Source organism: Methylotenera sp. (genome assembly GCF_029945535.1).
Classification (GTDB): domain Bacteria; phylum Pseudomonadota; class Gammaproteobacteria; order Burkholderiales; family Methylophilaceae; genus Methylotenera.
The window spans coordinates 24,035-48,109 of the sequence record NZ_JAQSCU010000004.1 but is presented as its reverse complement, the minus strand read 5'-3'; the positions used below and the strand labels follow the sequence as shown (position 1 = coordinate 48,109).

General features: G+C 42.7%; 25 protein-coding genes. 10 read left to right on the top strand and 15 right to left on the bottom strand.

The genetic code is table 11. The features are described from left to right. Window positions 1-154: 154 nt before the first annotated feature. Window positions 155-1,369, bottom strand: coding sequence for a tyrosine--tRNA ligase (tyrS, locus tag PSU72_RS00915; protein WP_300429724.1), 1,215 nt, complete (start codon window positions 1,367-1,369; stop codon window positions 155-157). Between the two features lie 117 nt (window positions 1,370-1,486). On the opposite strand from tyrS, the gene PSU72_RS00910 reads away from it, so the two are divergent. The 7 genes from PSU72_RS00910 (at window position 1,487) to PSU72_RS00880 (ending at window position 7,432) form a co-directional block, all read left to right on the top strand. Further along, window positions 1,487-2,881 (top strand): M23 family metallopeptidase, encoded by a 1,395-nt coding sequence (locus PSU72_RS00910; protein ID WP_300429721.1) that lies wholly within the window; start codon window positions 1,487-1,489, stop codon window positions 2,879-2,881. 29 nt (window positions 2,882-2,910) lie between these two features. Next, window positions 2,911-4,011, top strand: coding sequence for an anhydro-N-acetylmuramic acid kinase (locus PSU72_RS00905; RefSeq protein WP_300429718.1), 1,101 nt, complete (start codon window positions 2,911-2,913; stop codon window positions 4,009-4,011). A gap of 125 nt (window positions 4,012-4,136) precedes the next feature. Then, window positions 4,137-5,432, top strand: a complete 1,296-nt coding sequence (gene gltA, locus PSU72_RS00900; protein ID WP_300429717.1) for a citrate synthase — start codon at window positions 4,137-4,139, stop codon at window positions 5,430-5,432. Window positions 5,433-5,555: 123 nt separating this feature from the next. Beyond that, window positions 5,556-5,909, top strand: a complete 354-nt coding sequence (locus PSU72_RS00895) for a hypothetical protein (RefSeq protein ID WP_300429715.1) — start codon at window positions 5,556-5,558, stop codon at window positions 5,907-5,909. A gap of 71 nt (window positions 5,910-5,980) precedes the next feature. Beyond that, a complete protein-coding gene (locus tag PSU72_RS00890; protein WP_300429713.1) occupies window positions 5,981-6,652 on the top strand; it encodes a hypothetical protein in 672 nt (223 codons plus the stop codon). A gap of 33 nt (window positions 6,653-6,685) precedes the next feature. After that, window positions 6,686-7,030 carry a heavy metal-associated domain-containing protein gene (locus PSU72_RS00885; protein ID WP_300429710.1) on the top strand — a complete coding sequence of 115 codons (345 nt, stop codon included), beginning with the start codon at window positions 6,686-6,688 and terminating at the stop codon, window positions 7,028-7,030. Next, window positions 7,031-7,432 carry a hypothetical protein gene (locus tag PSU72_RS00880; protein ID WP_300429708.1) on the top strand — a complete coding sequence of 134 codons (402 nt, stop codon included), beginning with the start codon at window positions 7,031-7,033 and terminating at the stop codon, window positions 7,430-7,432. A 70-nt stretch (window positions 7,433-7,502) separates the two neighbouring features. Here PSU72_RS00880 and erpA read toward each other — a convergent pair whose 3' ends face one another. The 6 genes from erpA to rplM form a co-directional block, all read right to left on the bottom strand. Continuing rightward, window positions 7,503-7,877 (bottom strand): iron-sulfur cluster insertion protein ErpA, encoded by a 375-nt coding sequence (erpA, locus tag PSU72_RS00875; RefSeq protein ID WP_013146802.1) that lies wholly within the window; start codon window positions 7,875-7,877, stop codon window positions 7,503-7,505. A gap of 77 nt (window positions 7,878-7,954) precedes the next feature. Beyond that, complete coding sequence (locus PSU72_RS00870) at window positions 7,955-8,347, bottom strand: polymer-forming cytoskeletal protein (RefSeq protein WP_300429705.1); 393 nt, start codon at window positions 8,345-8,347, stop codon at window positions 7,955-7,957. Between the two features lie 58 nt (window positions 8,348-8,405). Continuing rightward, window positions 8,406-8,762 carry a hypothetical protein gene (locus PSU72_RS00865; protein ID WP_300429702.1) on the bottom strand — a complete coding sequence of 119 codons (357 nt, stop codon included), beginning with the start codon at window positions 8,760-8,762 and terminating at the stop codon, window positions 8,406-8,408. 18 nt (window positions 8,763-8,780) lie between these two features. Then, complete coding sequence (gene argC, locus PSU72_RS00860; protein WP_300429700.1) at window positions 8,781-9,833, bottom strand: N-acetyl-gamma-glutamyl-phosphate reductase; 1,053 nt, start codon at window positions 9,831-9,833, stop codon at window positions 8,781-8,783. A gap of 124 nt (window positions 9,834-9,957) precedes the next feature. Next, window positions 9,958-10,350, bottom strand: a complete 393-nt coding sequence (rpsI, locus tag PSU72_RS00855) for a 30S ribosomal protein S9 (protein ID WP_013146798.1) — start codon at window positions 10,348-10,350, stop codon at window positions 9,958-9,960. A 12-nt stretch (window positions 10,351-10,362) separates the two neighbouring features. Beyond that, window positions 10,363-10,791, bottom strand: coding sequence for a 50S ribosomal protein L13 (gene rplM / locus PSU72_RS00850; RefSeq protein ID WP_041359574.1), 429 nt, complete (start codon window positions 10,789-10,791; stop codon window positions 10,363-10,365). A 379-nt stretch (window positions 10,792-11,170) separates the two neighbouring features. Here rplM and PSU72_RS00845 point away from each other — a divergent pair, with 379 nt between their 5' ends. Continuing rightward, window positions 11,171-13,495, top strand: coding sequence for a hypothetical protein (locus PSU72_RS00845; RefSeq protein WP_300429696.1), 2,325 nt, complete (start codon window positions 11,171-11,173; stop codon window positions 13,493-13,495). Here the strand turns inward: PSU72_RS00845 and ubiA are convergent, their stop codons facing one another. The 8 genes from ubiA to PSU72_RS00805 form a co-directional block, all read right to left on the bottom strand. Beyond that, window positions 13,496-14,368: a 4-hydroxybenzoate octaprenyltransferase gene (gene ubiA, locus PSU72_RS00840; RefSeq protein WP_300429694.1), complete on the bottom strand. Its 873-nt coding sequence runs from the start codon at window positions 14,366-14,368 to the stop codon at window positions 13,496-13,498. 54 nt (window positions 14,369-14,422) lie between these two features. Further along, window positions 14,423-15,001, bottom strand: a complete 579-nt coding sequence (locus PSU72_RS00835) for a chorismate lyase (RefSeq protein ID WP_300429692.1) — start codon at window positions 14,999-15,001, stop codon at window positions 14,423-14,425. A 75-nt stretch (window positions 15,002-15,076) separates the two neighbouring features. Beyond that, window positions 15,077-17,116, bottom strand: coding sequence for an ATP-dependent DNA helicase RecG (gene recG / locus PSU72_RS00830; RefSeq protein WP_300429690.1), 2,040 nt, complete (start codon window positions 17,114-17,116; stop codon window positions 15,077-15,079). Then, complete coding sequence (locus PSU72_RS00825; RefSeq protein WP_300429688.1) at window positions 17,113-17,679, bottom strand: peroxiredoxin; 567 nt, start codon at window positions 17,677-17,679, stop codon at window positions 17,113-17,115. Before PSU72_RS00825 ends, recG begins: the two co-directional genes overlap by 4 nt. 24 nt (window positions 17,680-17,703) lie before the next feature. Beyond that, complete coding sequence (locus PSU72_RS00820; RefSeq protein ID WP_300429686.1) at window positions 17,704-19,998, bottom strand: bifunctional (p)ppGpp synthetase/guanosine-3',5'-bis(diphosphate) 3'-pyrophosphohydrolase; 2,295 nt, start codon at window positions 19,996-19,998, stop codon at window positions 17,704-17,706. A 61-nt stretch (window positions 19,999-20,059) separates the two neighbouring features. Beyond that, window positions 20,060-20,272, bottom strand: a complete 213-nt coding sequence (gene rpoZ, locus PSU72_RS00815) for a DNA-directed RNA polymerase subunit omega (RefSeq protein WP_013146791.1) — start codon at window positions 20,270-20,272, stop codon at window positions 20,060-20,062. A gap of 75 nt (window positions 20,273-20,347) precedes the next feature. Beyond that, window positions 20,348-20,959 carry a guanylate kinase gene (gmk, locus tag PSU72_RS00810; RefSeq protein ID WP_300429683.1) on the bottom strand — a complete coding sequence of 204 codons (612 nt, stop codon included), beginning with the start codon at window positions 20,957-20,959 and terminating at the stop codon, window positions 20,348-20,350. 42 nt (window positions 20,960-21,001) lie between these two features. Continuing rightward, window positions 21,002-21,880: a YicC/YloC family endoribonuclease gene (locus tag PSU72_RS00805; protein WP_300429680.1), complete on the bottom strand. Its 879-nt coding sequence runs from the start codon at window positions 21,878-21,880 to the stop codon at window positions 21,002-21,004. Window positions 21,881-22,098: 218 nt separating this feature from the next. Here PSU72_RS00805 and PSU72_RS00800 point away from each other — a divergent pair, with 218 nt between their 5' ends. Both PSU72_RS00800 and PSU72_RS00795 read left to right on the top strand, forming a co-directional pair. Continuing rightward, entirely contained in the window at window positions 22,099-23,088 is a 990-nt protein-coding gene (locus PSU72_RS00800) for a serine/threonine-protein kinase (protein WP_300429677.1), read from the top strand. 15 nt (window positions 23,089-23,103) lie between these two features. Beyond that, a complete protein-coding gene (locus tag PSU72_RS00795) occupies window positions 23,104-24,033 on the top strand; it encodes a protein phosphatase 2C domain-containing protein (protein ID WP_300429675.1) in 930 nt (309 codons plus the stop codon). The last annotated feature ends 42 nt before the right edge of the window (window positions 24,034-24,075 follow it).

Below are 24,075 nucleotides of genomic sequence, written 5' to 3'. Positions count from 1 at the left end.
GTCAATCATAAATTTGAAACATTTCACATTTATTATTAACGGTATTAATACACACGATATTTGGTACTTCTTACTACTACTCACTGCGTTGTTCTGTCAGCGAGGTGCGCATTCTACAGGGGTTCACCAAATGGTCAAGCACAAACCTTCGCCGTTACACAATTGTTACATTTGCAAATTTTCGCTTACCGACTTGCGCTACTATTTTCATACCTTTCGGCAACTGTAAGTTTCTATCTGTCACTTTATCACTATCCAATTTAACGCCACCTTGCTCTATGGCACGATAGGCTTCTGAAGTGCTTTCTACCAAGCCTGCAAGCTTGAGTAATTGCGCAATGCCAATATTTTCGCCTTCTATATTAATACTAACTTCTGGCACATCATCAGGAATACCGCCTTTTGCTCGCGTTTGAAAGTCAGCCAAGGCTTTTTCTGCATCAGCTTGACTATGGAAGCGTGTAACGATTTCTTGCGCGAAACCTACTTTAATATTGCGTGGATTATCACCTGCTCCAACTTGTGCTTTCCATTTTGCAATGGTTTCTAAGCTCTCAAACGAGAGTAACTCTATATAACGCCACATCAAGTCATCTGAAATAGACATGATTTTTGCGAAGATGACTTCAGGCGCTTCGGCGATACCTATATAGTTACCAAGCGACTTGGACATTTTATTCACACCATCCAAACCTTCTAGCAACGGCATGGTGAGCACGCACTGTTGCGACATGCCGGCTTGCTTTTGTAGCTCACGCCCCATTAAGAGATTGAATTTTTGGTCTGTTCCGCCCAATTCAACATCAGCTTTTAATGCAACAGAGTCGTAGCCTTGCAGTAAAGGATATAAAAACTCATGGATCGCGATTGGCTGATTAGCTTTATATCTTTTAGTAAAGTCATCGCGCTCCAACATACGCGCCACGGTGTGGCTAGCCGCAAGCTTCAACATACCCGCTGCGCCTAATTCAGTGAGCCATTTAGAATTAAAAACCACTTCTGTTTGCTCTGGTTTAAGAATTTTAAATACCTGCGCTGTGTATGACTTGGCATTCTCTTGCACTTGTTCTGCGGTTAGCGGTGGGCGGGTAGTACTTTTACCAGTCGGGTCACCTATCATGCCAGTAAAGTCACCAATTAAGAATAAGACTTGATGACCAAGCTCTTGAAATTGACGTAGCTTATTGATAAGCACGGTATGCCCCAAATGCAAATCAGGTGCGGTAGGATCAAAACCAGCTTTAATTCTTAGCGGCTGGCCTTTTTTTAACTTCTCGATAAGCTCAGCTTCAATTAAAAGCTCATCCGCGCCACGCTTAATGACTGCAAGCTGCTGCTTGATATCGGTACTTAGGTCGTCAATATTCACTTAATTTACATCCTTAATCTTTACTGTAAGCGATTAACATTTACAGTTCATTTACTTGTTCTAATTGAGTTTTCTGTTATTATCCAAAACCGTATCAACTCTTTTAGAGGTCAGCCCGTGGATATTAACGAGCCTAATCAACATCAAGCTGAATTTGATCATTCAACTAAACAGAATTTAATACCAGCTTATGAGCAAAGCGCTATTTTAGCGCAAATCGCCGATAAAGCTGAGCGCAAGCTTAAATTGCGCTGGATTTTAGCTATTTCTTGCCTACCTTTATTTGGCATTTACGCTGCTTTTGGTATTGCACCACAGACATTGACAGGCACTATTGCGACGGCTGCCGTGGTTGAAGAGATTGCGTTACCTAGCACGGCGAATACTCAAACAAATGCTGCTGAACAACATTTTTGGTACAAAGATCATGTGCGCCGGGATGATACGTTGAACAATGTATTGTCTCGCTTAAACGTTCATAACCGTGATGCGATTAACTTTATACGTAGCGATGCCGTTGCTAGCGAGATTACTTCCGCATTAAAACCTAGCCATAACATGGAAGCGCAAACGGATGGTGACGGCAATTTAATTTCACTAGAGTATCAATTAGATACTGACCAATTTATTAATGTTAACCAAACACCTTCTGGCTATACCGCCAGTAAAGTCACCCACAAGTTAGAAATTCGCCCGATTTTAAAATCAGCAAAAATCAAAAGTTCTTTGTTTGGCGCGACTGATGACGCCAACATCCCTGATGACGTTGCCATACAGGTTGCTGAAATGTTTGAAAGCCAAATTGACTTTAATACAGATTTACGTCGTGGCGACCACTTCAACGTGATTTACGAAGGTAGCTACGATGAAGGTGAACTGGTAAAAACAGGTGATGTGCTAGCTGCTGAATTTGTGAACAATGGCAAGACTTACCAAGCCATTGGTTATCGCGATGCGACAGGTGAAATGCAATACTACACACCCGATGGCAAAAGCCTGCATAAATCATTTTTACGCTCACCTTTAGAATTTACACGTGTCAGCTCTAGCTTCAGTACTGGCCGCTTTCACCCGATTTTGCAACGCATTAAAGCGCATCAAGGCGTTGATTTAGCTGCGCCTACAGGCACACGTGTTAAAGCCTCTGGCGATGCCGTTGTTGATTTTGTTGGTCTAAAAGGTGGCTATGGCAATGTGATTGTTCTCAAGCATGAAAATGGCGTCAGTACGGTGTACGGTCATTTATCACGCTTTGCAGATGGCTTGCATAGAGGCGAAAAAGTTGCGCAAGGTGATGTCATTGGGTTTGTAGGTATGACAGGCTTAGCCACAGGTCCGCATTTACATTATGAGTTTATGGTGAATGGTGAACATAGAGACCCTATGACAGTGGCTTTACCTAAAGCTGACCCGATTACTGGTCAGAACAAAGTGGCATTTGACGCAATTAGCCGTGAATTAACTGCGCAAATAGATTTGCTTGGAAACAGCAATATTGCCGCATTAGAATAACCAAGCTTTAGCAACTCACTCTAAATATCATGGCTGGCGCACTTTTCATTGGGCTGATGTCTGGCACCAGCCTTGATGGAGTAGATGCTGCACTAGTCGAATTTCAAAGTACACACAAGCCCAATGTGCTGCAAACACACTTCTTAGCGTACCCGCCTGAACTTCGCACACAAATTTTAGCACTACAACACCCAACCGAAAACGAGCTAGAAACTACGGCGCTAATGGCTAATACATTGGCTAGGCTATACGCAGATGCGGTTAATCAATTGCTAGCCATCACAACATTATCCCCAAATGAAATTTCCGCAATTGGCTGTCATGGTCAAACCATACGGCATAGGCCAGAGCTTGGTTTTACCTTACAAATTGGCAATCCTGCACTACTAGCGGAACTCACAGGTATTACTGTAATAAGTGACTTTAGAAGCCGAGACATTGCGGCTGGCGGCCAAGGTGCGCCTCTAGTACCAGCCTTTCATCAAGCAATATTTTCACACCCTCAACTCAATCGCGCGGTTATCAATATCGGTGGTATTGCCAACATCACCTACCTTGCCAGCAGCAGCGATTTAATCGGCTTTGATTCTGGTCCAGGCAATATGCTGCTTGATGCATGGATTAAACAACATAAAAACTTAAACTATGATGCCAATGGCGCATGGGCTAGCACTGGGCAACTCATTCCGCCATTATTATTAGCCATGCTCGCAGAACCCTACTTTGCCTTAATGCCACCTAAAAGTACTGGGCGTGACTTATTTAATGATGCATGGCTGGCAGAGCACTTGGCGGGTCGCGATTACGCGCCTGAAGATGTTGCGTTTACTTTAGTTTCACTCACCGCACACTCTATTCATAACGCACTTCTACAACATTGTAGAGGCGTTGATGAAGTCTATCTATGCGGCGGCGGCGCACATAATGCCTTGCTGATAAAGCAATTACAAAGCCTATTGGGCGATGTAAAAATTGAAACTACCGACCAACTTGGCATCGGCGTGGATTGGGTAGAGGCAATCGCCTTCGCATGGTTGGCTGAACTATGCCTGAAACAACAAACAGCCAGCTTACCAGAAGTCACTGGCGCGAAAGGCGCGCGGATCTTGGGTGCTATCTATCAACGCTGACGTTAGCGACTAAGATTTAACTTCAGCTCATCTTCTTGTGATTTAGCTACGTTTGATTAAGCAATTATGCATATCTATAAAGTATAATTAATTTAACTCTAGACTAACCTACAAGGCGCGCCAACATGACCAAAGCAACAAAAGCCACCCTTACGTTTGATAACGGTGCAACCCCTATAGAACTGCCGATTCTGACTAGCACCCTTGGCAACGATGTCATTGACATTCGCAGCCTAGGCAAACACGGCGTATTCACTTACGACCCTGGCTTTTTGTCTACCGCCGCCTGTAACTCTAATATTACGTTTATTGATGGTGAAGAAGGTCTACTTTACTATCGCGGCTATCCAATTGAGCAATTAGCCGAACACTGTAATTTCATGGAAGTTTCATACCTGTTGCTGCATGGCGAGTTGCCAAATGCAACGCAAACAAAAGAGTTTACCGACACAATCAGTGGTAGCACTATGCTGCATGATCAGTTAAGTAATATCTTCCGCGGGTTCAGACGTGACGCTCACCCAATGGCGGTCATGGTTGGTGTTGTAGGCTCACTCTCGGCATTCTATTTTGATGCGATGGATATTCGTGACGCAAAACATCGTGAGATTTCTGCGCATCGCTTGTTGGCTAAAGTGCCCACTATTGCGGCTTGGAGCTATAAATACAACTTGGGTCAGCCATTTATGTATCCGCAAAATCATCTTAACTATGCTGAAAACTTCATGCATATGATGTTTGCCACGCCATGCGAAACCTATGTGCCAAACCCAGTACTAGCGAAAGCTTTCGAGCGTATTTTGATTTTACATGCTGATCATGAACAAAACGCATCGACCTCAACAGTAAGGTTAGTTGGCTCTAGTGGCGCCAACCCATTCGCCTGTATTTCTGCCGGTATTGCCTCACTATGGGGTCCTGCGCATGGTGGAGCTAACGAAGCCACACTCAAAATGTTAGAAGAAATTGGTGATGTATCACGTATAGGCGAGTTTATTAAACGTGCCAAAGACAAAACTGACACCTTCCGCTTAATGGGCTTTGGGCATCGCGTTTATCGTAATATGGATCCACGCGCAAAAATCATGCGCACCACCTGCCATGAAGTACTGGACGAGTTGGGTCTACACGACGACCCTATGTTTAAATTAGCCATGGAGCTTGAGAAAATTGCACTGGAAGACGAATACTTCGTTTCACGCAAACTTTACCCAAATGTAGACTTCTACAGCGGCATTGTTATGCGCGCGATGGGCATTCCTAACTCGATGTTTACTGCTATTTTTGCACTTGCCAGAACTGCAGGCTGGATTGCACAATGGTCTGAAATGATTTCAGATGAGGAGCACAAAATCGGCAGACCTCGTCAACTCTACAAAGGTAATTTACGTAGAGATTTAGTGCCTATGGACAAACGCTAAGCCACACTTAGGCATGGCAATCGCCATGCCTAAAATAAATTGAACTTTTAATTTACTTCAACTATCCTAAATTGCATGTTAAAACGTTTTTCAAATTTTGCAATTTACCTGCTATTGGTTTTAATGCCGTTGCAAAGCATCGCTGCGGCAAACATGCTTATCTGTAACAGCATGATGTATATGGGTAAAGTTAGCGAAAAATCGCAAATAATGCCATGCCACGAGCATATGAATAGCATGGTTTCAAATAGCATCAGCCAGAAACATGACAGTGATGCTAGTCATAGCAGAAAATATAAAGATGTCTGCAAAGCCAACTGCGCTCATTGCGCCAGTATGTGTGCAATGGCGGCATTGCCTAGTCATTTGAAATCTGAAGCTTTAGAACCTTCAGCACAAACGTTTAGTTCAGCTTACCAACCTTACGCTTCAATCACACTTCCCAACCTGCAACGCCCACCCATACGCCTTTCTTAGACTAAGCCTTGTCACGCCTGTAGCATTCAAATAGGCGTGATTTTTTAGCTACTAGTTAAGAAAGGATAACCATGTTTATCAAACCATTAAACGTAATAATACCTTGCTTGGGATTATTACTAAGCAATCAATATGCCACTGCTGGGCCTATGGGATTTAGTGGATCAGCCATGACCATGGGTGATTTCAACAATAACTGGCGTGAAACGTTTATTAACTACGCCATTACACCACGCGATGCATTTGGTGTGAGCGCGACCTATATGCGCGCTGATGACAAATCCAAAACGCGCACTTTAGAAGAGGTGACCTACACACGCTTGCTCAATCGCTGGAATATGCCGCACGCTCAAGCCAATTTATGGTTTATGGGTGGGCTAGGCATGCTACAAGGCGAAGACAAGCAAGCAGGCAACGACCAGAGTTTTGACAAAATAATGGTAACCCCTGGGGTGCAGTTTGATTATGAAACCACGCGCGTTTACTTTGCTGCAACGCATCGCTTCTATCGTGCATCTGACATTAACCATGATTACAGCGCAGTACGTACTGGCTTTTCATTTTATGAGACTGAGTACGATAAAACCCAGCCGTGGTTCATTTTGGAAGCGCGTAATATGAACGGCTTATCTGAAAAAATTGAAATCACACCCATGTTGCGTTTCATTAACAAAAACTTCTTTGTCGAGGCCGGCGTAAATAACTCGCGCGAACCACGATTTAACTTTATGTATATTTTTTAAACCATTAAAAACCATTATTTAAGGATTTTTATCATGAAAAAATTATTATTCACTTCACTCATTTTATCTACACTATTAAGCAATGTGGCGTTTGCTACACAAACCATTAAAGCCAATGTAAACGGCATGGTGTGTGCATTTTGCGCACAGGGCATCGAGAAAAAAATGCGCGCACTTTCACAAACTAAAGATGTATACGTCAACTTGAAACAACGTGTAGTAGCCGTTGAGCTTAAAGAAGGTCAAACTTTATCGAATGACACCGTGAAAGACTTAATTAAAGATGCAGGCTACGAAGTGACATCTATTGAAATCACTGAACACCCTATCGCACATATTAAAGCTGGCTACGAAGCTACGGAAAAGGAGGCAAAGTAAATGGCAGCATATAGCGCGGATGAAATGACTAGTCTCAAACAAACTAAAGCTGCATCTGTATTATCACTATTTACCAGCGGAGGCACTCTAATATGCTGCGCCCTGCCGGCTTTATTAGTCGGCATAGGCGTCGGCGCGGCGATGTCAACTTTGGTATCAAATGTGCCGCAGCTTGTTTGGTTTTCTGAACATAAGCTAGGTGTATTTACCTTTGCCACTTTGATGTTACTAGTTTCTGGCATCATGCAATGGCGAGCAAGGAGCTTACCCTGTCCAGCAGACCCAGCACTAGCAGCAACTTGTATAGCGACACGTAAAACTTCGTTTAGAGTCTACGTATTCTCGGTGTTGATATTTTTAGTAGGCGGATTCTTTGCTTTTATTGCACCGCTGTTATTTTAAATAGGTCTATTATGGCAACAAAAAAGCCAAGCATCAGCTTGGCTTTTTTGTTAACGAGTACAACTCATTATTAAACTGAGAATGATGAACCGCAACCGCAAGTCGTCGTCGCTTGTGGGTTACGAATCACAAACTGTGAACCTTGTAAGCTATCTTGATAATCAATTTCAGCACCCATCAAGTATTGCAAGCTCATCGGATCGATTAGTAATGTCACCGTGTCTTTTTGCACTTGTGTATCATCGTCATTCACTTCTTCTTCAAAAGTAAACCCGTATTGAAAACCTGAACAGCCGCCACCACTCACAAATACGCGCAGTTTAAGGTCAGGAGAGCCTTCTTCTTCAATCAGCTCTTTCACTTTTTTCGCCGCATTATCAGTAAACACCAATGGTGCTGGCATTTCGCCCAAATCTAAATTTTGTACATCAGTTACTGTATTCATTACGTACTCCTAAATTTCTTAATAAAATCATTGTGCTACTGTGTGGTAGCAAGGTCAATCAATATTTAAAATCAATCTCAATTCGCGCTGCTGTCTTGTTCTTGCGCACTCTCACCTAAATACACTAACCTGCCTTCAATCACCGCGCCTGTATGCATTTCTAAGGATTTATAGTAAACGTCGCCAGTAATATGCGCTTTCGGTTGCAGCTCTATAAACTGGCCCGCTCTTACTGGACCTGTCACTTTGCCATTGATGACAATTTTAGATGCGCTCACCGCACCTTCAATGCTGCCATGCTCACTAAGTATTAGTGTACTAGGGCTCGCAATTGGTTCACTAACCTTACCGCGAATCGTGCCATCAACACGCAAACCACCAGAAAAATGAATGTCGCCTTCTATGCGTGTATCCGCACCTATTAGTGTATCTATGCTATTTTGAATTCGATTGCTTTTTTTAAAAAACATTTAATTTCCTATTTTAATTCAATAGCTTAATGCCACTCATATCAAGTTTACTAGGTGCTTACTTTTTACCCAACATATTTTTGTAGAACAACAAATCTTCCTTAAGCTTGATGTTTTCATCATGCACGAGCTTCAGCTCTTCATTAAGATTCTTTTGTGAAGCTTGTTCAATCTTAATTTGTTGCTCCACTTGTATAATCTTGGTCTGAAATGCTTGATTTTCAAGTATAGCCTGATTTAATTTTACAGTTAAATTTTCACCGCCAGTAAACTGCCAATATGCAGCTAAATAACCTATCATCACAAATAGTGTAGCCACAACCCACTGGAAATACCAAGGACGTTGCGACCGCACCGCCACCTGTTTGGCGGTTAAACCAAAGTGGCGACGAATTCTTCTTCTGACTGGCTTCATTAGTTAATATTCTGACACTTATGGTAAAAGTGGCACAACCTCTAAGCCCGTATTTTCAGCAATACCAAACATAATGTTCATATTCTGAACAGCCTGACCAGCAGCGCCCTTGACTAAATTATCCTGCACCACAATGAGCGTTAAATAACCAGCTTCATCTTGCTTGTGCAGCGCGATCCGAATTTGATTCGAACCACGCACTGAACGAGTTTCTGGCAGTACGCCAACTGGTAATACATCAACAAAACGCTCGTGCAGATAACGTTGCTCAAACAGCGCTTGCAGGTCCAGTGATTTTGCTTTTTCTGACAGTTTAACGTAAATAGTAGAAAGCATACCGCGTATCATCGGTATCAAATGCGGCACAAAAATAAATTGCACGTTTTCACCCGCCAATTGCATCAACTGCGCGTGAATTTCTGGGTGATGTCTATGCCCACTCACACCATAAGCCTTCATATTGTCACTAGATTCAGCAAACAGAGTCGCCACTTCAGCTTTTCTACCAGCGCCAGAAACACCAGATTTCGAGTCAGCGATAATCGGCGCAGTAAAATCAATCAAGCCTTGCTCTAGCAGCGGTGCCAAACCTAATAATACAGTGGTTGGATAACAGCCAGGGTTGCCTATCACTTCTGCTGATTTAATCTGCTCACGATACAGTTCAGGGATTCCGTACACTGCTTTTTTAAGGATATTAGGGCAGCTATGTGGCATTTTGTACCATTTTTCAAAAATGGCTGTATCTTGCAGACGGAAATCTGCAGCCAGATCAACCACCTTCACATTCCCATCTAACAACTCTTGCGCTTGACTCATCGCTACACCATGCGGAGTTGCAAAGAATACCACATTGCATTCAGTTAGGTTTGATTGTGCTGGGTCTGTGAATTTCAAATCTATATAACCACGCAAACTAGGAAACATGTCAGCAACAGGCAAGCCAGCGTCACCACGCGAGGTGATTGCTGTTATCTCAACACCGGGATGAATACTCAACAGACGCAACAACTCTACGCCCGTGTAACCAGTGCCGCCAACAATACCAACTTTTAATTTTTTATTCGTCAATTTTTATCACTCATTAGAGCATCATAATAAACTTAGCATAACAAAACTATGTGCAAAAACCAAAACAAAAAAGGTCGCAATAGCGACCTTTTCGTACCTCAACCGCCCAAAACTTATTAAAAGCTTAGCGTTTAGAGAATTGTTTACGACGACGCGCTTTGCGGAAACCAACTTTTTTACGTTCTACTTCACGAGCATCGCGTGTTACGAAACCAGCGTGTGACAATGCACTTTTCAAATTAGCATCAAAGTCAATCAAAGCACGTGTAATACCATGACGCACTGCACCAGCTTGGCCGGATTCACCACCACCGATAACATTAACCATGATATCAAAGCTAGTTAAGTTGTTAGTCAATTCAAGTGGTTGACGTAAAATCATACGTGCAGTTACACGTGAGAAATATTCATCAACAGGTTTATCGTTAACAACGATGTTACCTTTACCTGTTTTTAAAAACACGCGCGCTACTGAACTCTTGCGGCGGCCTGTACCATAATTATATTTACCGATCATCTTTATATACCCTTAGATTTTCAATGTTTGCGGTTGTTGCGCCGCATGTTCATGCTTGTCGCCAGCATAAACTTTCATTTTTTTGATCATTGCATAACCTAAAGGACCTTTAGGTAACATACCTTTTACTGCTTTTTCTAAAGCGCGACCTGGAAACTTGTCTTGCATTTTAGAGAATGTTGTTGTACTGATACCACCTGGGTAACCAGAGTGACTGTGGTAAAGCTTACCATCAGCCTTATTACCAGTTACTTTTAATTTGTCGGCATTAATCACGACAATATAATCACCTGTATCAACGTGAGGTGTATAAATAGTTTTATGTTTACCACGTAAACGATGCGCAATGCCACTAGCCAAACGGCCTAGCACTAAGTCTGTGGCATCTACCACAAACCAGTCACGCTTCACTTCATGTGATTTTGCTGAAAAGGTTTTCATCATGTAACCAATACTATGAGCTAAAAAAATTAAGAGGCGGATTTTATGCTGAAGCCTAGTGCTTTGTCAAACAATATGTTCAGTATATGAATGAAATTTATTAAATATTTTAGATTTAACGAAATTTGTAACGTAAAGGCAGTCTAGTTTGCCAAAATTAATGAGCTATTACTTTTTCACTGGAAAATCTCACTAACATATTCGGTGAATTTCATTCAAAAAAGTATAACCCTTTTGGGTGTTTTAGCCAGCATTATTATATTGTTTTACGTGACTTATGCTAGGATATTAAAATAATATTTAAGTTTATAGGTAAAGTCGTTCTTTATACTCAGCTTTAATCTAAAGTAATACACATTTTTGGAAGCATACTTACAAATTGAGATTTTTCACGCTTTTATCATTATTTTGTTATGCAAACCTGAGTTTCGCCTTGGGTTTGGGTGATGCTGAACTTAAATCTAATTTAGGTGAAAGATTTTTAGCTAAAGTTAATGTGACAGACATTGAGGCTGCACCTGAATCTAGTTGCTTTAGTGCAACCGATGTTGGCGATGCTCCGGCTTTCAAGCGAGCGTCAGTTAATCTGAAAGTGGTCAATGGCAACTACCAGCTGACGATTAGTACTAATGACGTGATTACAGAACCGATTGTCAATTTACGTGTTTCATTTCATTGCGAGCCTAATGTAAATCGTGAATACGTGTTACTGCTCGATCCAGCACCAATTTCGGCTACTGAAAAAGCCAGCGCTAGTGATGACAGCACTAATATCGAACCAAACGCTAGCGATACAAAAAAGCAAAATCGCAAATCACAGCAAACCAGCAGCAAGAAATCACCCGAAGCAGCAAAACAAGTTGACGAAGCCATTCCAGAGCAAGCTGTAGTAAAAAAATTCCCTAAGAAAAAGAAACCTAAAAAGATCAGTTCAGTTGATGAAAAACTGAGTGAGGCTTATACCGGCAAACAAAACACTAGCCCAGCCTCTCAGTCTAGCTCGAGTCCAGAAAGTAAAGTTAGTGTAGATGTGAATGAACATAAGCCATCGGTCGATAAACCATTTTTGGTGATTTCTACGGGCAATACCAACGTGGCTGAGGGTAGCGATAAACCTGGCTTATCGTTGAGATTAGCGACTGAAATCGATGTAGCTAGGCCAGATGAAGTGGCACTTGCGCAAACTTCAACAGACACGATGGATGAAGTGACCGTAATGTCCAATCGTTTAGCTCACTTAGAAAAACAAATTGCCAGCTTGCAATCACGCAATGCACAACTAGTTACAGAAGCTCAAATGGCTAAAGAGGAAAACGAGCGTTTTGATTGGTTGAAATTCTTGAAAATAGCGCTTGTCATTCTTGTAGCTATTGCTTTATTTGAATGGCTACGCCGCAAATTTGCTAACCGAGAAATTCACGTTAAAGATACTTGGTTTGACGATGAAAATCCCGATGACACTGATGGCAAACCTAACAAATTAAGTGCTAATTCTGCAAGCGTATTTAGCACACTTAATGCAAATGCTCCGTCTTTTGACGAACCTAACTTTAACGAAACTCCAATGCATCATCTTAATGCTGCTGACGCTCAAGCAATGGGCATCGCAGAAAAAGAGGAGCACGGCAGCATTATTGAAGACGCCGACGTATTTATTGAGCATGGACGGCCTGCGCTGGCTATTCAGCTGTTGCAAAACCACTTGAGCGACTCACCGGCTGACTCGCCTGCAATCTGGCTCAAACTGCTAAGCTTATTGTCTAAAGAAGGTTCAGAAACTGAATATGACTCAGCGGTCATTGAATGTAACAAACACTTTAATATTAAAGCCGCCAAATTTGGTGTTGACCCAGCTACAGATGGCGCATCGATAGAAGACTACCCACACATCGTCACACGCTTAGAGGGCGTTTGGGGCTCTCCTTATGCAGTTGGTTTTTTAAATGACTTAATTTTCAACAAACGTTCACAGCCGAGAGAAGGCCTTGATCAACGCGCATTTAATGACCTTTTCTTCCTGAAAAATATCGCCAAAAATCTAGAGTATGCCAACCCTACGATATTTAAGGCCAGCTCAGACCAGCCTGATTCGAATCAATCTAGCGCATATCAACAAAGCCCGATTAAAGCTAATCAGCCTAGCGTAACTGCCGTTAATATTGAAAATACTAAGTTTAATGATGCATTGTTTACTGATATTGAGCCGCTTACAGACGTCAGCGCTGAGTCTGAAGCCGAATTTAGCAATAGCCAGATCGGCACTAAAGCTAACTTTAATTCATTTGGTGATGAAACATCATACGAAGTGAATATGATACCGCATGATGAAATACAGCCAGCGCTCAACACTAAAGATGAAGCATTAGCGTTTGAAATGCCTGAGAAGGTCGTTATTGCTAAAGATGATGACCCATTGTTTGCAGCCGAAGAAATCAACTTTAGCTTGCCTACAGAAAAGGTTGAGTATGCGACAGGGCTAAAAGCCAATATACTGAATGAAGAGATTGTATTAGGTGACAGCGAGAATCTGACTACAGATACAAACGGTCACCTAGATTTTTCTCTAGAGTTTCCAAATGAAGATAAACCAAAAACCAAGAACAAAACCAAAACCAGCTCTGCCAAAAATCAATCTGAATCAAACGAGATTGAGTGGGATTTGCCAGCTATTGAGCCTGAAATAGATCCTAAGTCTAATCAGTAATTATTTGACTAAGTACTGCACACCCAACCCAGCAAACACCGCAAAACCAAACCAACTGTTATTTAGAAAAGCTTTAAAGCAGTTAGTTTTTTCACGCGCTCGTATCAAATAATAATGGTAAATAGCCACTGCCGCCGCGGCTATTAAGCCAATATAGTAGGCGTATCCCATGATTAACCAAATGCCACACATCACAAGTATAAGCAACGTGAGTGCATAACAAATCATCACTATCACTACGTCAAACTTACCAAAGGTAATAGCAGAAGATTTAATGCCAATTTTTAAATCGTCCTCCCTATCCACCATGGCATATTCAGTGTCATAAGCAATCGCCCAAAATACGTTGGCTAACAATAACAGCCACGCCACTGGCGGCACATAGCCCAAAATAGCTGCGAATGCCATTGGGATTCCTGCACCAAAAGCAATGCCTAAATAAGCTTGTGGAATCGCAAAAAATCGCTTGGTAAAAGGGTAACTCGCAGCCAAGAATAAGGCTAACACAGATAATTTAATCGTTAATGTATTGAGCGTACACACCAAGCCAAACGCAACCAAACTTAAGCACGCAGCCAAAAGATAAGCTTCTTTTTTGCTCACTTCGTGATTCACTAAAGGTCGATGCCGCGTCCGCTCGACCAAGCCATCATATTCACTATCGGCAATATCATTCATCACACAACCTGCACTGCGCATTAGCACGGTACCCGTCACAAATATCATTACAACTATCCAGTCTGGCTTGCCGTGCCCTGCAATCAGCAACGCCCAAAGCGTTGGCCATAGCAGCAATAAAATACCGATGGGCTTATCTAAACGCATTAGGCGTTCATAGGCGTCTAGTTTCTTGATGATATTTTGTATATTCATAATTTGATAGCCCAACTCTTCCCTAGTCACTTCCGCTTTAGCATGACCGGTATTTTAATTTTTGTCTAAATCTTCAATGAGCAATTGCGGCAAAAACACCTCGGTGACCATAATATTAGCGCAACTTAAGCTAAAAATGGAACGTCGCGCCCACAAGTAACCTAGCTTCCTCACATCAGGCTCTTGCGCTAAATGTCGCGTTGTATGTTGATAAAGCGCATGGTTTGGCGTGAGTTTCTTATAGCTCAAAGCCGTACGTTTAACTTTAGGATTAGCAAATAAAGTCGCGCCAAGTGGCTTATTACCTAACCTACCAAGCCCATTCCATGCGCCTCTCAGGCTAGCTCTAGGTAATACGCTGTGCGCAAACACGACAGCTTGATTATTACCCATGAGTAAAACCTCGCGTATTAAAGCATATTGGTAATTTGGTTGGCGCAATAAAGCAGTTTCATCTTGAATTATCTTGGCGTATTTTACTTCGATAGCCTCCACTGCAAATTTGTTGAAACGCTGCTGTAGGCGCGCAGTAAGAGAGCCATTATCAATTAGCCAGAGTTGCAGCTTATAAGCTTGTATAGGCCTATTAAGCCAGCGCTGGCGGGTGCTAGAAAGATTTTTTTGAATTTTCACGAAAGGAATTATCGCATAAATGGGATGGTCTACGAGCCAATATCCATGCGCCACTTAGGGCAGACATTATCGATATTAAACCTTGACCAGTTCATCTGCTCGTCCCATCCATCTTTCCAAATGCTTTTCTACTGCAGACGGATGCTCTTTAATTAAGCGATCTGCGATAGTTTTAGCGACGTTTAACAAATCTGCATCACGATTTAAATCTGCGATTTTCAGCATAGGCACGCCACTTTGACGTGTGCCTAAATATTCACCTGGTCCACGTAAATTGAGATCAGCTTGGGCGATAGCAAATCCATCATTGCTTTCATAAATCACTTTTAACCTTGCTCGGGCAGTTTCGGAAAGCTTGTTTTGATAAAGCAGGATACAGGTGCTTTTTGCGGCGCCACGACCGACGCGGCCGCGTAATTGATGCAACTGACTCAAACCCATGCGTTCGGCGTGCTCTATGACCATCAAACTGGCATTGGGCACGTCTACACCGACTTCAATCACTGTGGTTGCCACCAGCAATTGCGTTTCACCTGCGCTGAAAGCTGCCATTACGGCTTGCTTTTCTGCTGGTTTCATACGGCCATGCACTAGCCCAATTTTTAATTCCGGAAATTCGCTCTGCATTAATGCATAGGTGTCATTGGCTGTAGCAAGCTGCAAAGCTTCAGACTCTTCAATCAGCGGGCATACCCAATAGGCTTGATTACCTTGCGCACAGGCTTCGCGCACACGTTGCAGAATTTCATCACGACGCACGTCTGACACCAGCTTAGTCACAATCGGCGTGCGCCCTGGCGGCAATTCATCAATCACTGAAACATCTAAATCGGCGTAATAGCTCATGGATAAAGTGCGCGGAATTGGCGTGGCCGTCATCATCAGTTGGTGTGGCTCAGGCTGGCCTTTTTGCCGCAAAGCCAAACGCTGATGTACGCCAAATCGATGCTGTTCATCAATAATCGCTAAACCCAATTTTTTAAACTGCACCGCTTCTTGAAACAGCGCATGCGTTCCAATGACTAATTGCGCGCTACCATCAGCGATTATTTGCATCGAAGCTTCACGGTCTTTTTTAGACTGGCTGCCCGTGAGCCAAGCAATTTTTATATTCAAAGGCGTTAGCCAGCCTATCATTTTGCGAAAATGTTGCTCTGCCAAAATCTCAGTTGGCGCCATCAGCGCTACTTGCCAACCGCTTTCTATACTCTGCAATGCCGCCATACACGCGACTATGGTTTTACCGCTACCCACATCGCCCTGCAATAAGCGTTGCATGGGGTGCGGTTGCGTTAAATCGCTCTGAATCTCAACCGCGACTTTTTGCTGCGCTTGCGTTAGGGCAAACGGCAAGCTTTTAAGCAAAGCTGAAACCAACTGTTTGGATTGCTTAAACTGTGGCGCATCCACACTACGACGGCGCGCATAGTGTTTACGCATAGAAAGCTGCTGTGCAAGCAACTCATCAAAGGCGAGGCGTTGCCATTCTGGTGTAGTTTTTTCTTCCAAACCTTGTAAATCAGCATCTGGTGAGGGATTGTGCAAAGCTTTTAAACTTGCAGAAAAACTTGGAAATTGATACTGCTGATAGACACTAACTGGCAAGGTTTCATTCAGCACATTTTGCTTTAATGCCGTCGCAATCGCTTTGCGCAAATTCACTTGCGTCAACCCTGCCACCGTTGGGTAAACAGGCGTTAATGTGTCAGCCACCGTAGTTTTCTCGCCGACAGCTTTACATGTAGGATGCACCATCTCATAACCGAAAAAACCACTGCGCACCTCACCATACACTCGCAGCTTATTACCAACTTTAAGTGCGGAAATTTGGCTAGGATAAAAATGCAGAAAACGTAAAGTGAGTTGCCCGCTTGCATCTTCCAGCCTTGCGATTAAAGCTTTACGCGGCTTGTAAGTGACCTCCGCATGGACAATCTCGCCTTCAACCTGTGATGGCTCGCCAACTCGTAAATCGCGCACACTAGTCATATGCGTTTCATCGATGTAGCGTAAAGGTAGGTGCAGCAATAAAGCTTGAATGGTATTGACGCCAAGCTTATTCAGATTGGCCACTAGCGGTTTGCTAAAGGTTTTTATTTCAGAAAGATTTGTCATACCAGCTGATTAATTTTCAGCCAGTCTACTACTTGTAAACCATTTTGATTGGGCGGGAAAACTGGATAAAAGACTTTTTTAATCATGCGATTTTCGACAATCATGGTTAAGCGCTTATACAGCAATAAATCACCCACTTTAAATACTGGCAAATTCAAATGACTTTTTAAGTGAAATGCATCATCACTCAGCAAATCAAAGGGTAAATGCAAACGCTTTTTAAGCTCTAACTGATAATCTGTGGTTTGCGAGCTAAGCCCAAAAACTGTCGCGTTGAGCTGCTGTAGCTCAAGATAATGATTACTGAAATCGCAAGCCTGCGGCGTACAACCCCTCGCCCCTGGTATTTCATCCCATCCATCAGGCAATGCGGCGCCTGGGCGGCCAGTTAAGGGGTAAATATAAATTACCAACCGACCTTGGATAGCGCTTAAATTAACATCACTACCATTTGTGGATGCTAATGATATTTCAGGTAATTGCAAACCTTCTAAATGTGCCGCCAAACCGTCATCTAAAGGGATTGGTAAGCCTTCGGGTAAAGTGTTTAGGTTAATATTCATCTGAAATGAATCTTTTACCCGAGTTTATTGAGAGGATTTTTTCGCACCATTGCCAGCAGCATTACCTTTAGTTCGGTTAATCCGCACTACATCAGGTATTTTGCGTAAGCTACGCATGAGCTCAGCCAAATGGATGCGGTCTTTCACTTGCACCGTGAAGTAAAGATTAGCATAAGCGCTGCCATCTTCTTCTTCAACACTCACGTTATCAATGTTAGAGCCTGCATCGGCAATGCCTGAAGCGATTTTTGCTAACATACCGGGCTGATTGGCCACGGTGAGGTTAAGGTTAGTTTTGTACAGACGCTGACTTTCTGGCTCCCATTCCACATCTAGCCATTTGTCTGGGTCTAAACGGAATTTACGTATCGCTGGGCAATCGTGCGTATGTACCACTAAGCCTTTATCTTTATTAATAAAGCCTAGAATTGGGTCACCAGGTATCGGCCTGCAACATTGCGCAAACTGTACAGCCATACCTTCTGAACCGCGTATGGTAATGGTATCTAATGGCTTAACTGTTTTGCCAAAAATCTTGTCGAAGAACTTGCCACCCAAGAACTTACCTATGGCGCCCTCTTCTGGCACTTCTTGCACCTCGAGCATGGCTAATAATTGGTGCGCAACCATGACATTTTGGCGTTTGCCCAAACCAATTTCAGTCAATATTTGTGACTTCTTTTTCAATCCATAATCGCGTATCAGCTTTTGCCAATGCTCTTCAGTGACTTGGCTAGGTTCAACATGTAAGGCGCGTAACGCTTGATTGAGCATACGTTCACCAAGGTGCGCTGACTCAGTCGATTGTTGCGATTTTAAGAAATGTCGGATATGCGCTCGCGCACGACCTGTCACTACATAATTCAGCCAGGCAGGGTTAGGTTTTGCGAGTGAGCCCGTGATAATTTCTACGTGATCGCCATTATGTAACTCTGTACGCAGTGGCGCCAATTCTTGATTGATACGTACTGCCACACAACTATTTCCAATATCTGAATGCACGGCATAGGCAAAATCAACTGCGGTTGCACCCTTAGGCAAAGCAAAAATCTTACCTTTAGGCGTAAATACATACACTTCATCTGGAAACAGATCAATTTTAAGATGTTCAAGAAAATCGAGTGAATCCACACTTTCACTTTGTATTTCTAATAAACGCTGCAACCACTGATGGGTTTGCTGCTGCAATGCGGTTAACTGCGCATCGCTGGCTTTATATAGCCAATGTGCGGCCACGCCGGCATCGGCAATGTTGTGCATCTCGGTGCTGCGAATCTGTACCTCAATAGGCGTTCCAAATGGGCCAAACAAAGTGGTGTGCAACGACTGATAACCATTGGCTTTTGGAATGGCGATATAGTCTTTGAATTTGCTTGGGATGGGTTTATATAAAGCGTGCAAAGCGCCTAGTGCTACATAACAACTCGATAAATCTTTAACAACGACCCTAAAGCCATAAATGTCGTAAATTTGCGAGAACGCTGTGGTTTTACCCGACATCTTCTTGTAAATGCTGTAAAGATGCTTTTCACGTCCAGACACTTCCGCGTCAATATTCAAGGTAATCAGTTGCTGCTTAATGGATTCTAATATCTTGCTAACGACTTCTTTACGGTTACCACGTGCAGCTAAAATGGCTTTTGAAATCGCTCGAAACCGCATTGGGTAAAGATACTGAAAACTTAAATCTTCAAGCGATTGGTAGATATCATTTAAACCGAGCCGATTGGCAATCGGCGCATAAATCTCTAACGTTTCTTTAGCAATGAGCTTTTGCTTTTCTGGTCGCATGGCCTCCAAAGTTTGCATATTGTGCAAACGATCTGCCAATTTCACCAAAATCACCCGCACATCTTGCGACATGGCGAGCAGCATTTTTCTGAAGTTCTCTGCCTGCGCAACACTGGCGCTTTGAAACTCAATTTTATCTAGCTTGGTCACGCCATCGACCAATTCAGCCACTTGCAGGCCAAATTTTTCTTTAATGTCGTGTGTGGAAACGTCAGTATCTTCCACTACATCATGCAATAAAGCCGCGAGTAGTGTTGGTACATCTAAGTGTAAATCAGCCAAAATACATGCGACAGAAACGGGATGCGTAATATAAGGCTCACCCGTTTTGCGCACCACGCCCTCATGCGCTTGATAGGCGTAACGATACGCCTCCCAAACTTGGGCAATATCTTGTGGCTTTAAATATTCTTTAAGACGTAAACTAAGCGCCGAATCCTCGCTGTCCGCAGGCAGCAAGGGGGCTGAAGCTAGTGCTGAACTAGGTTTGAATAACTCCGCGTTTTGATGTGTTGCGGTTTTTGACATACCACTTTCACTAGGCTTTTTCTAAGAAATTAGGTAATAAAATTCTAAATGACGCCAGATATTAAGGATGGATACGCGCTAGAATTTCTACGCCAATTTTACCAGCGGCGATTTCACGCAAAGCTAATACAGTTGTTTTGTCACGCAAACCTTGTGTATTAATGAGTGGCTCTGCGCCATTGTGTAATTGACGTGCGCGGTACGCAGCAACTAATGTCAATTGAAAACGATTTGGAATTTGGTCTAAGCAATCATCTACTGTAATACGTGCCATGATGGTGTTTCCTAATTAATAATGAGAAATAAAGCTTCTATATTGAAAGAGTCTAATGCACTTCAATCTAGAAATTTATGTAAGTGTTTGAATTAAATCTGCATAACGTTGTAGTTGAACTGAACCTACAAGCCGTTGTGCTCGAATGATTGCGGTAATGTCTTGTAATGCCACATCAAAATCATCATTGATTGTAACATAATCGAACTCGCTCACGTGGCGCATTTCAGTTCGCGCCGCAGCTACTCGCTTAGCAATGACTTCTGCGCTATCTTGGCCTCGGCCATTCAACCTGCGCTCTAGTGCTTCAATAGAGGGTGGCAACACAAAAATACTCACGGCATGCGGATACAAACGACGTACTTGCTCGGCGCCCTGCCAGTCAATTTCTAAAATAATATCAAAGCCTGCTGCTAATGGCGCCTCAATGGCTGATTGCGAAGTACCATAACGCGCCTCATGCACTTCTGCACTTTCTAAAAATTGCGCCTCGCCCAGCATACGCAAAAATGTCGTGTCATCCACAAAGTGATAATCCACGCCATTCGCCTCACTAAGCCGCGGCTTGCGCGTGGTGTGAGAGATGGAAAGTTTCAAATGCTCGTCTTTAGCCAGCAACGCTTTAATCAAGCTAGTTTTGCCTGCGCCGGAAGCTGCAGTGATAATAAAAAGATTGCCTGTCGTCATACCCGTATTTTATTCTAAATTTAGCTGAATCATGTGTTTTGCCTATTCAATATTTTGAATTTGCTCACGCATTTGCTCGATAAGCACTTTCAACTCCATGGATACTTGGGTGGTTTGCACTGAAACAGATTTTGAGCCCAAAGTATTCGCTTCACGATTAAGTTCCTGCATCAAAAAGTCTAGGCGTTTTCCTGCGGGTGCATCACTACTCAAAATACGTTTCACTTCTGAAATATGTGCAGTTAATCTAGTGAGCTCTTCATCGACATCAATACGTTGCGCAAACATCACAAGCTCCTGTGCAACGCGTTCTGGGTCAATGCTTTTTAAGTTTTCTTGCAGTTTATTTTCGAGCTTTGCTTGATACTCTTTGGTGAGCGCAGGTAATAACGGCTTGACTTTAATCACTAAAGCTTCAATTTGGCTTAACCGTTCTAGCACTAGCGTTTTTAATTTCTCACCCTCACGCGCGCGCGATGCATTCAGATCTTGCAAGCCTTTTTGGAGTAGCTTTTTCACATCTTCCAACAATGAGTCTTGGCTCAACGCATCGCTTAACACTACGCCAGGCCAACGCAAAATATCCGCAACACTGAGCGGTCGGCTTTGCGGAAAATATTGCTGCGCTTTAATTTGCATCGCAGCCAATTGCTGCATTAAGGCATCATCCAACTGTGTTGCCTGTCCTGCTTGAGTGCGTTGAATTAAATTAACTTTGCATTCAATTTTACCGCGACTGAGTTTTGCACTAATCAGCTCACGAATAGCGGGTTCGAAGCTTCTTAAATTTTCATCCAGCTTAAAGTGTAGATCTAAATAACGGCTATTTACCGCGCGCAACTCTAGTATTAAAGTTGCATTATCTATAGGTGAATTGATCGATTGCTCAAGGGCTGCAAAGCCCGTCATACTGAAAGTCATAATGGAAATTCCTGAAGCTGCGTTAGCTAAAACTAATAAATTAACAGCATGTTATCAAATACCAGCCAATAGATGCCAAAATAAACCACTAAATAACTTCACAAATAACTTTAAGTACAATCAATTACGCGTTATATTGCTGGACATATTCCAAGCCTGAATGCATTATTTGAGTTAATTTACCCTTAATAAAACAAGTAAATAGAAAAATATATATAGTGTCATCTGCCGATAATTTAGCGTTACCTACTGGTTACCAGTTACAAGATTACGAAATTAGAAAAGTCTTGAGCTCTGGTGGGTTTAGCTTTGTCTATTTGGCGCGAGATAAAGATAAAAATACCGTAGCCATTAAAGAGTATTTGCCTACCTCAATAGCTTTGCGTACAGAGAGCGCAACAGTTCAACCAAATGCTGACGATGTAGCCTTATTTAGGCGTGGCCTAAAATGCTTTTTTGATGAAGGCTTATCACTCGCTAAAATTGACCACAAAAATATCGTTCGAGTGCTTAACTTTTTTCGGGCTAATGAAACCGTTTACATGGTGATGCAGTACGAGCGTGGAAAATCATTACAAGAATATATATTAGGTCAGCAAAGTTTGGTTTCTGAGCAGTTTATCAGGCGCGTTTTTGGTGAGCTTTCCAATGGCTTAAGAGAAGTGCACACACAGAAACTTTTGCACTTAGATATTAAACCCGCCAACATTTACATTCGGCTAGATGGTTCGCCTGTTCTACTGGATTTTGGCTCGGCAAGACAAGCTTTGAGTGAGAATTTAGCAAAATTCTCACCTAGTTACACACCCGGCTTTGCCTCGCCTGAGCAATATTACGACAGAAAATTACTTGGGCCTTGGAGCGATATTTACAGCATAGGCGCAACCATGTATTCATGCTTAACGCGCACTTCGCCACCTGCTGCCAATCAGCGCATTAAAAATGATTTGCTTATTCCAGCAGTCAAATTAGGTAAAGACAACTACTCGCAAAGCTTGCTTGAAATTATCGATAGCTGCTTGAGTTTAGATTATCTTGAACGCCCACAAAGTGTGTTTTCGCTGCAAAAGGCTTTGCTTGAATCTAAACCACTTCCTAAGAAAAAGTCTAGTTTGGTCAATAAAATAGTGCTTGCGCTCAATAAACCTATTTTGATGAAAAAAACACCCCCTCAAAAAGCGGCTATTACGCATACAACAACTATTTAACGCTCATCAACCATCATGAAATTTACTATTTTTCAAAATAGCCGTCAGGGTCCACGCCAATATAACCAAGACAGGCTGGCTTACTCATATAGTAAAGATGCGCTATTGCTAGTGGTGGCTGATGGTATGGGTGGCCATCGCCACGGCGAAATAGCCGCACAATTAGCCGTAACCACAATGACAGATGCTTTTCAGCGTTTAGCAGTGCCTATGCTTTCTAGCCCAGCTAAGTTTTTAATTGACCACATGCAACAGATTCACGACATGATAGACCAGCTCACGCAAGAACGAGAACTGATTGAAGCGCCGCGCACCACCATTGTCGCTGCGGTAGTGCAGCGCGGTGTATTGTATTGCGCGCATGTTGGCGATTCGCGGCTTTATCATTTTAGAGATGGGCATTTGCTATATCGCACCGAAGACCATTCCATTGTGCAATCCCTCTATTCAAAAGGCATTATCAATAAAGATGATATGTCTACGCACCCTTATCGACACAAAGTTTATAGCTGCCTAGGCGGTGATGTGCCACCGAAAATCGACCTTTCTGATCGACAAGAATTAGCTGAAGGCGATACCATTTTATTGTGTACTGACGGTGTTTGGGGGGCAGTGACGGACGAACAGATTAAACGCATACTCAACAGCCCTTCTATTACTGACGGCGTAACTACCCTGTTAGATGTCGCCGAGAATACCAGTCAAGACCAAGGCGATAATATGAGTGCTATCGGCTTGCAATGGGGTGATAAACAAAGCAATGGCCTTGCCGTTTCAACCATCTCGATGGCAATGGGCTTAACTACGACCATCATGAATCCAACCACATACCCAAATCCGCAAAATACTCAAGACGGGGCGATGGATGGCGATTTTACCGATGATGAAATTGAAAATACCATTGCTGAAATTCAACGTGCGTTGCTTAAAACCAAACGAATATAGAACTAAACGTATAATACGTACCTCAAAAGATTAATCAGGATT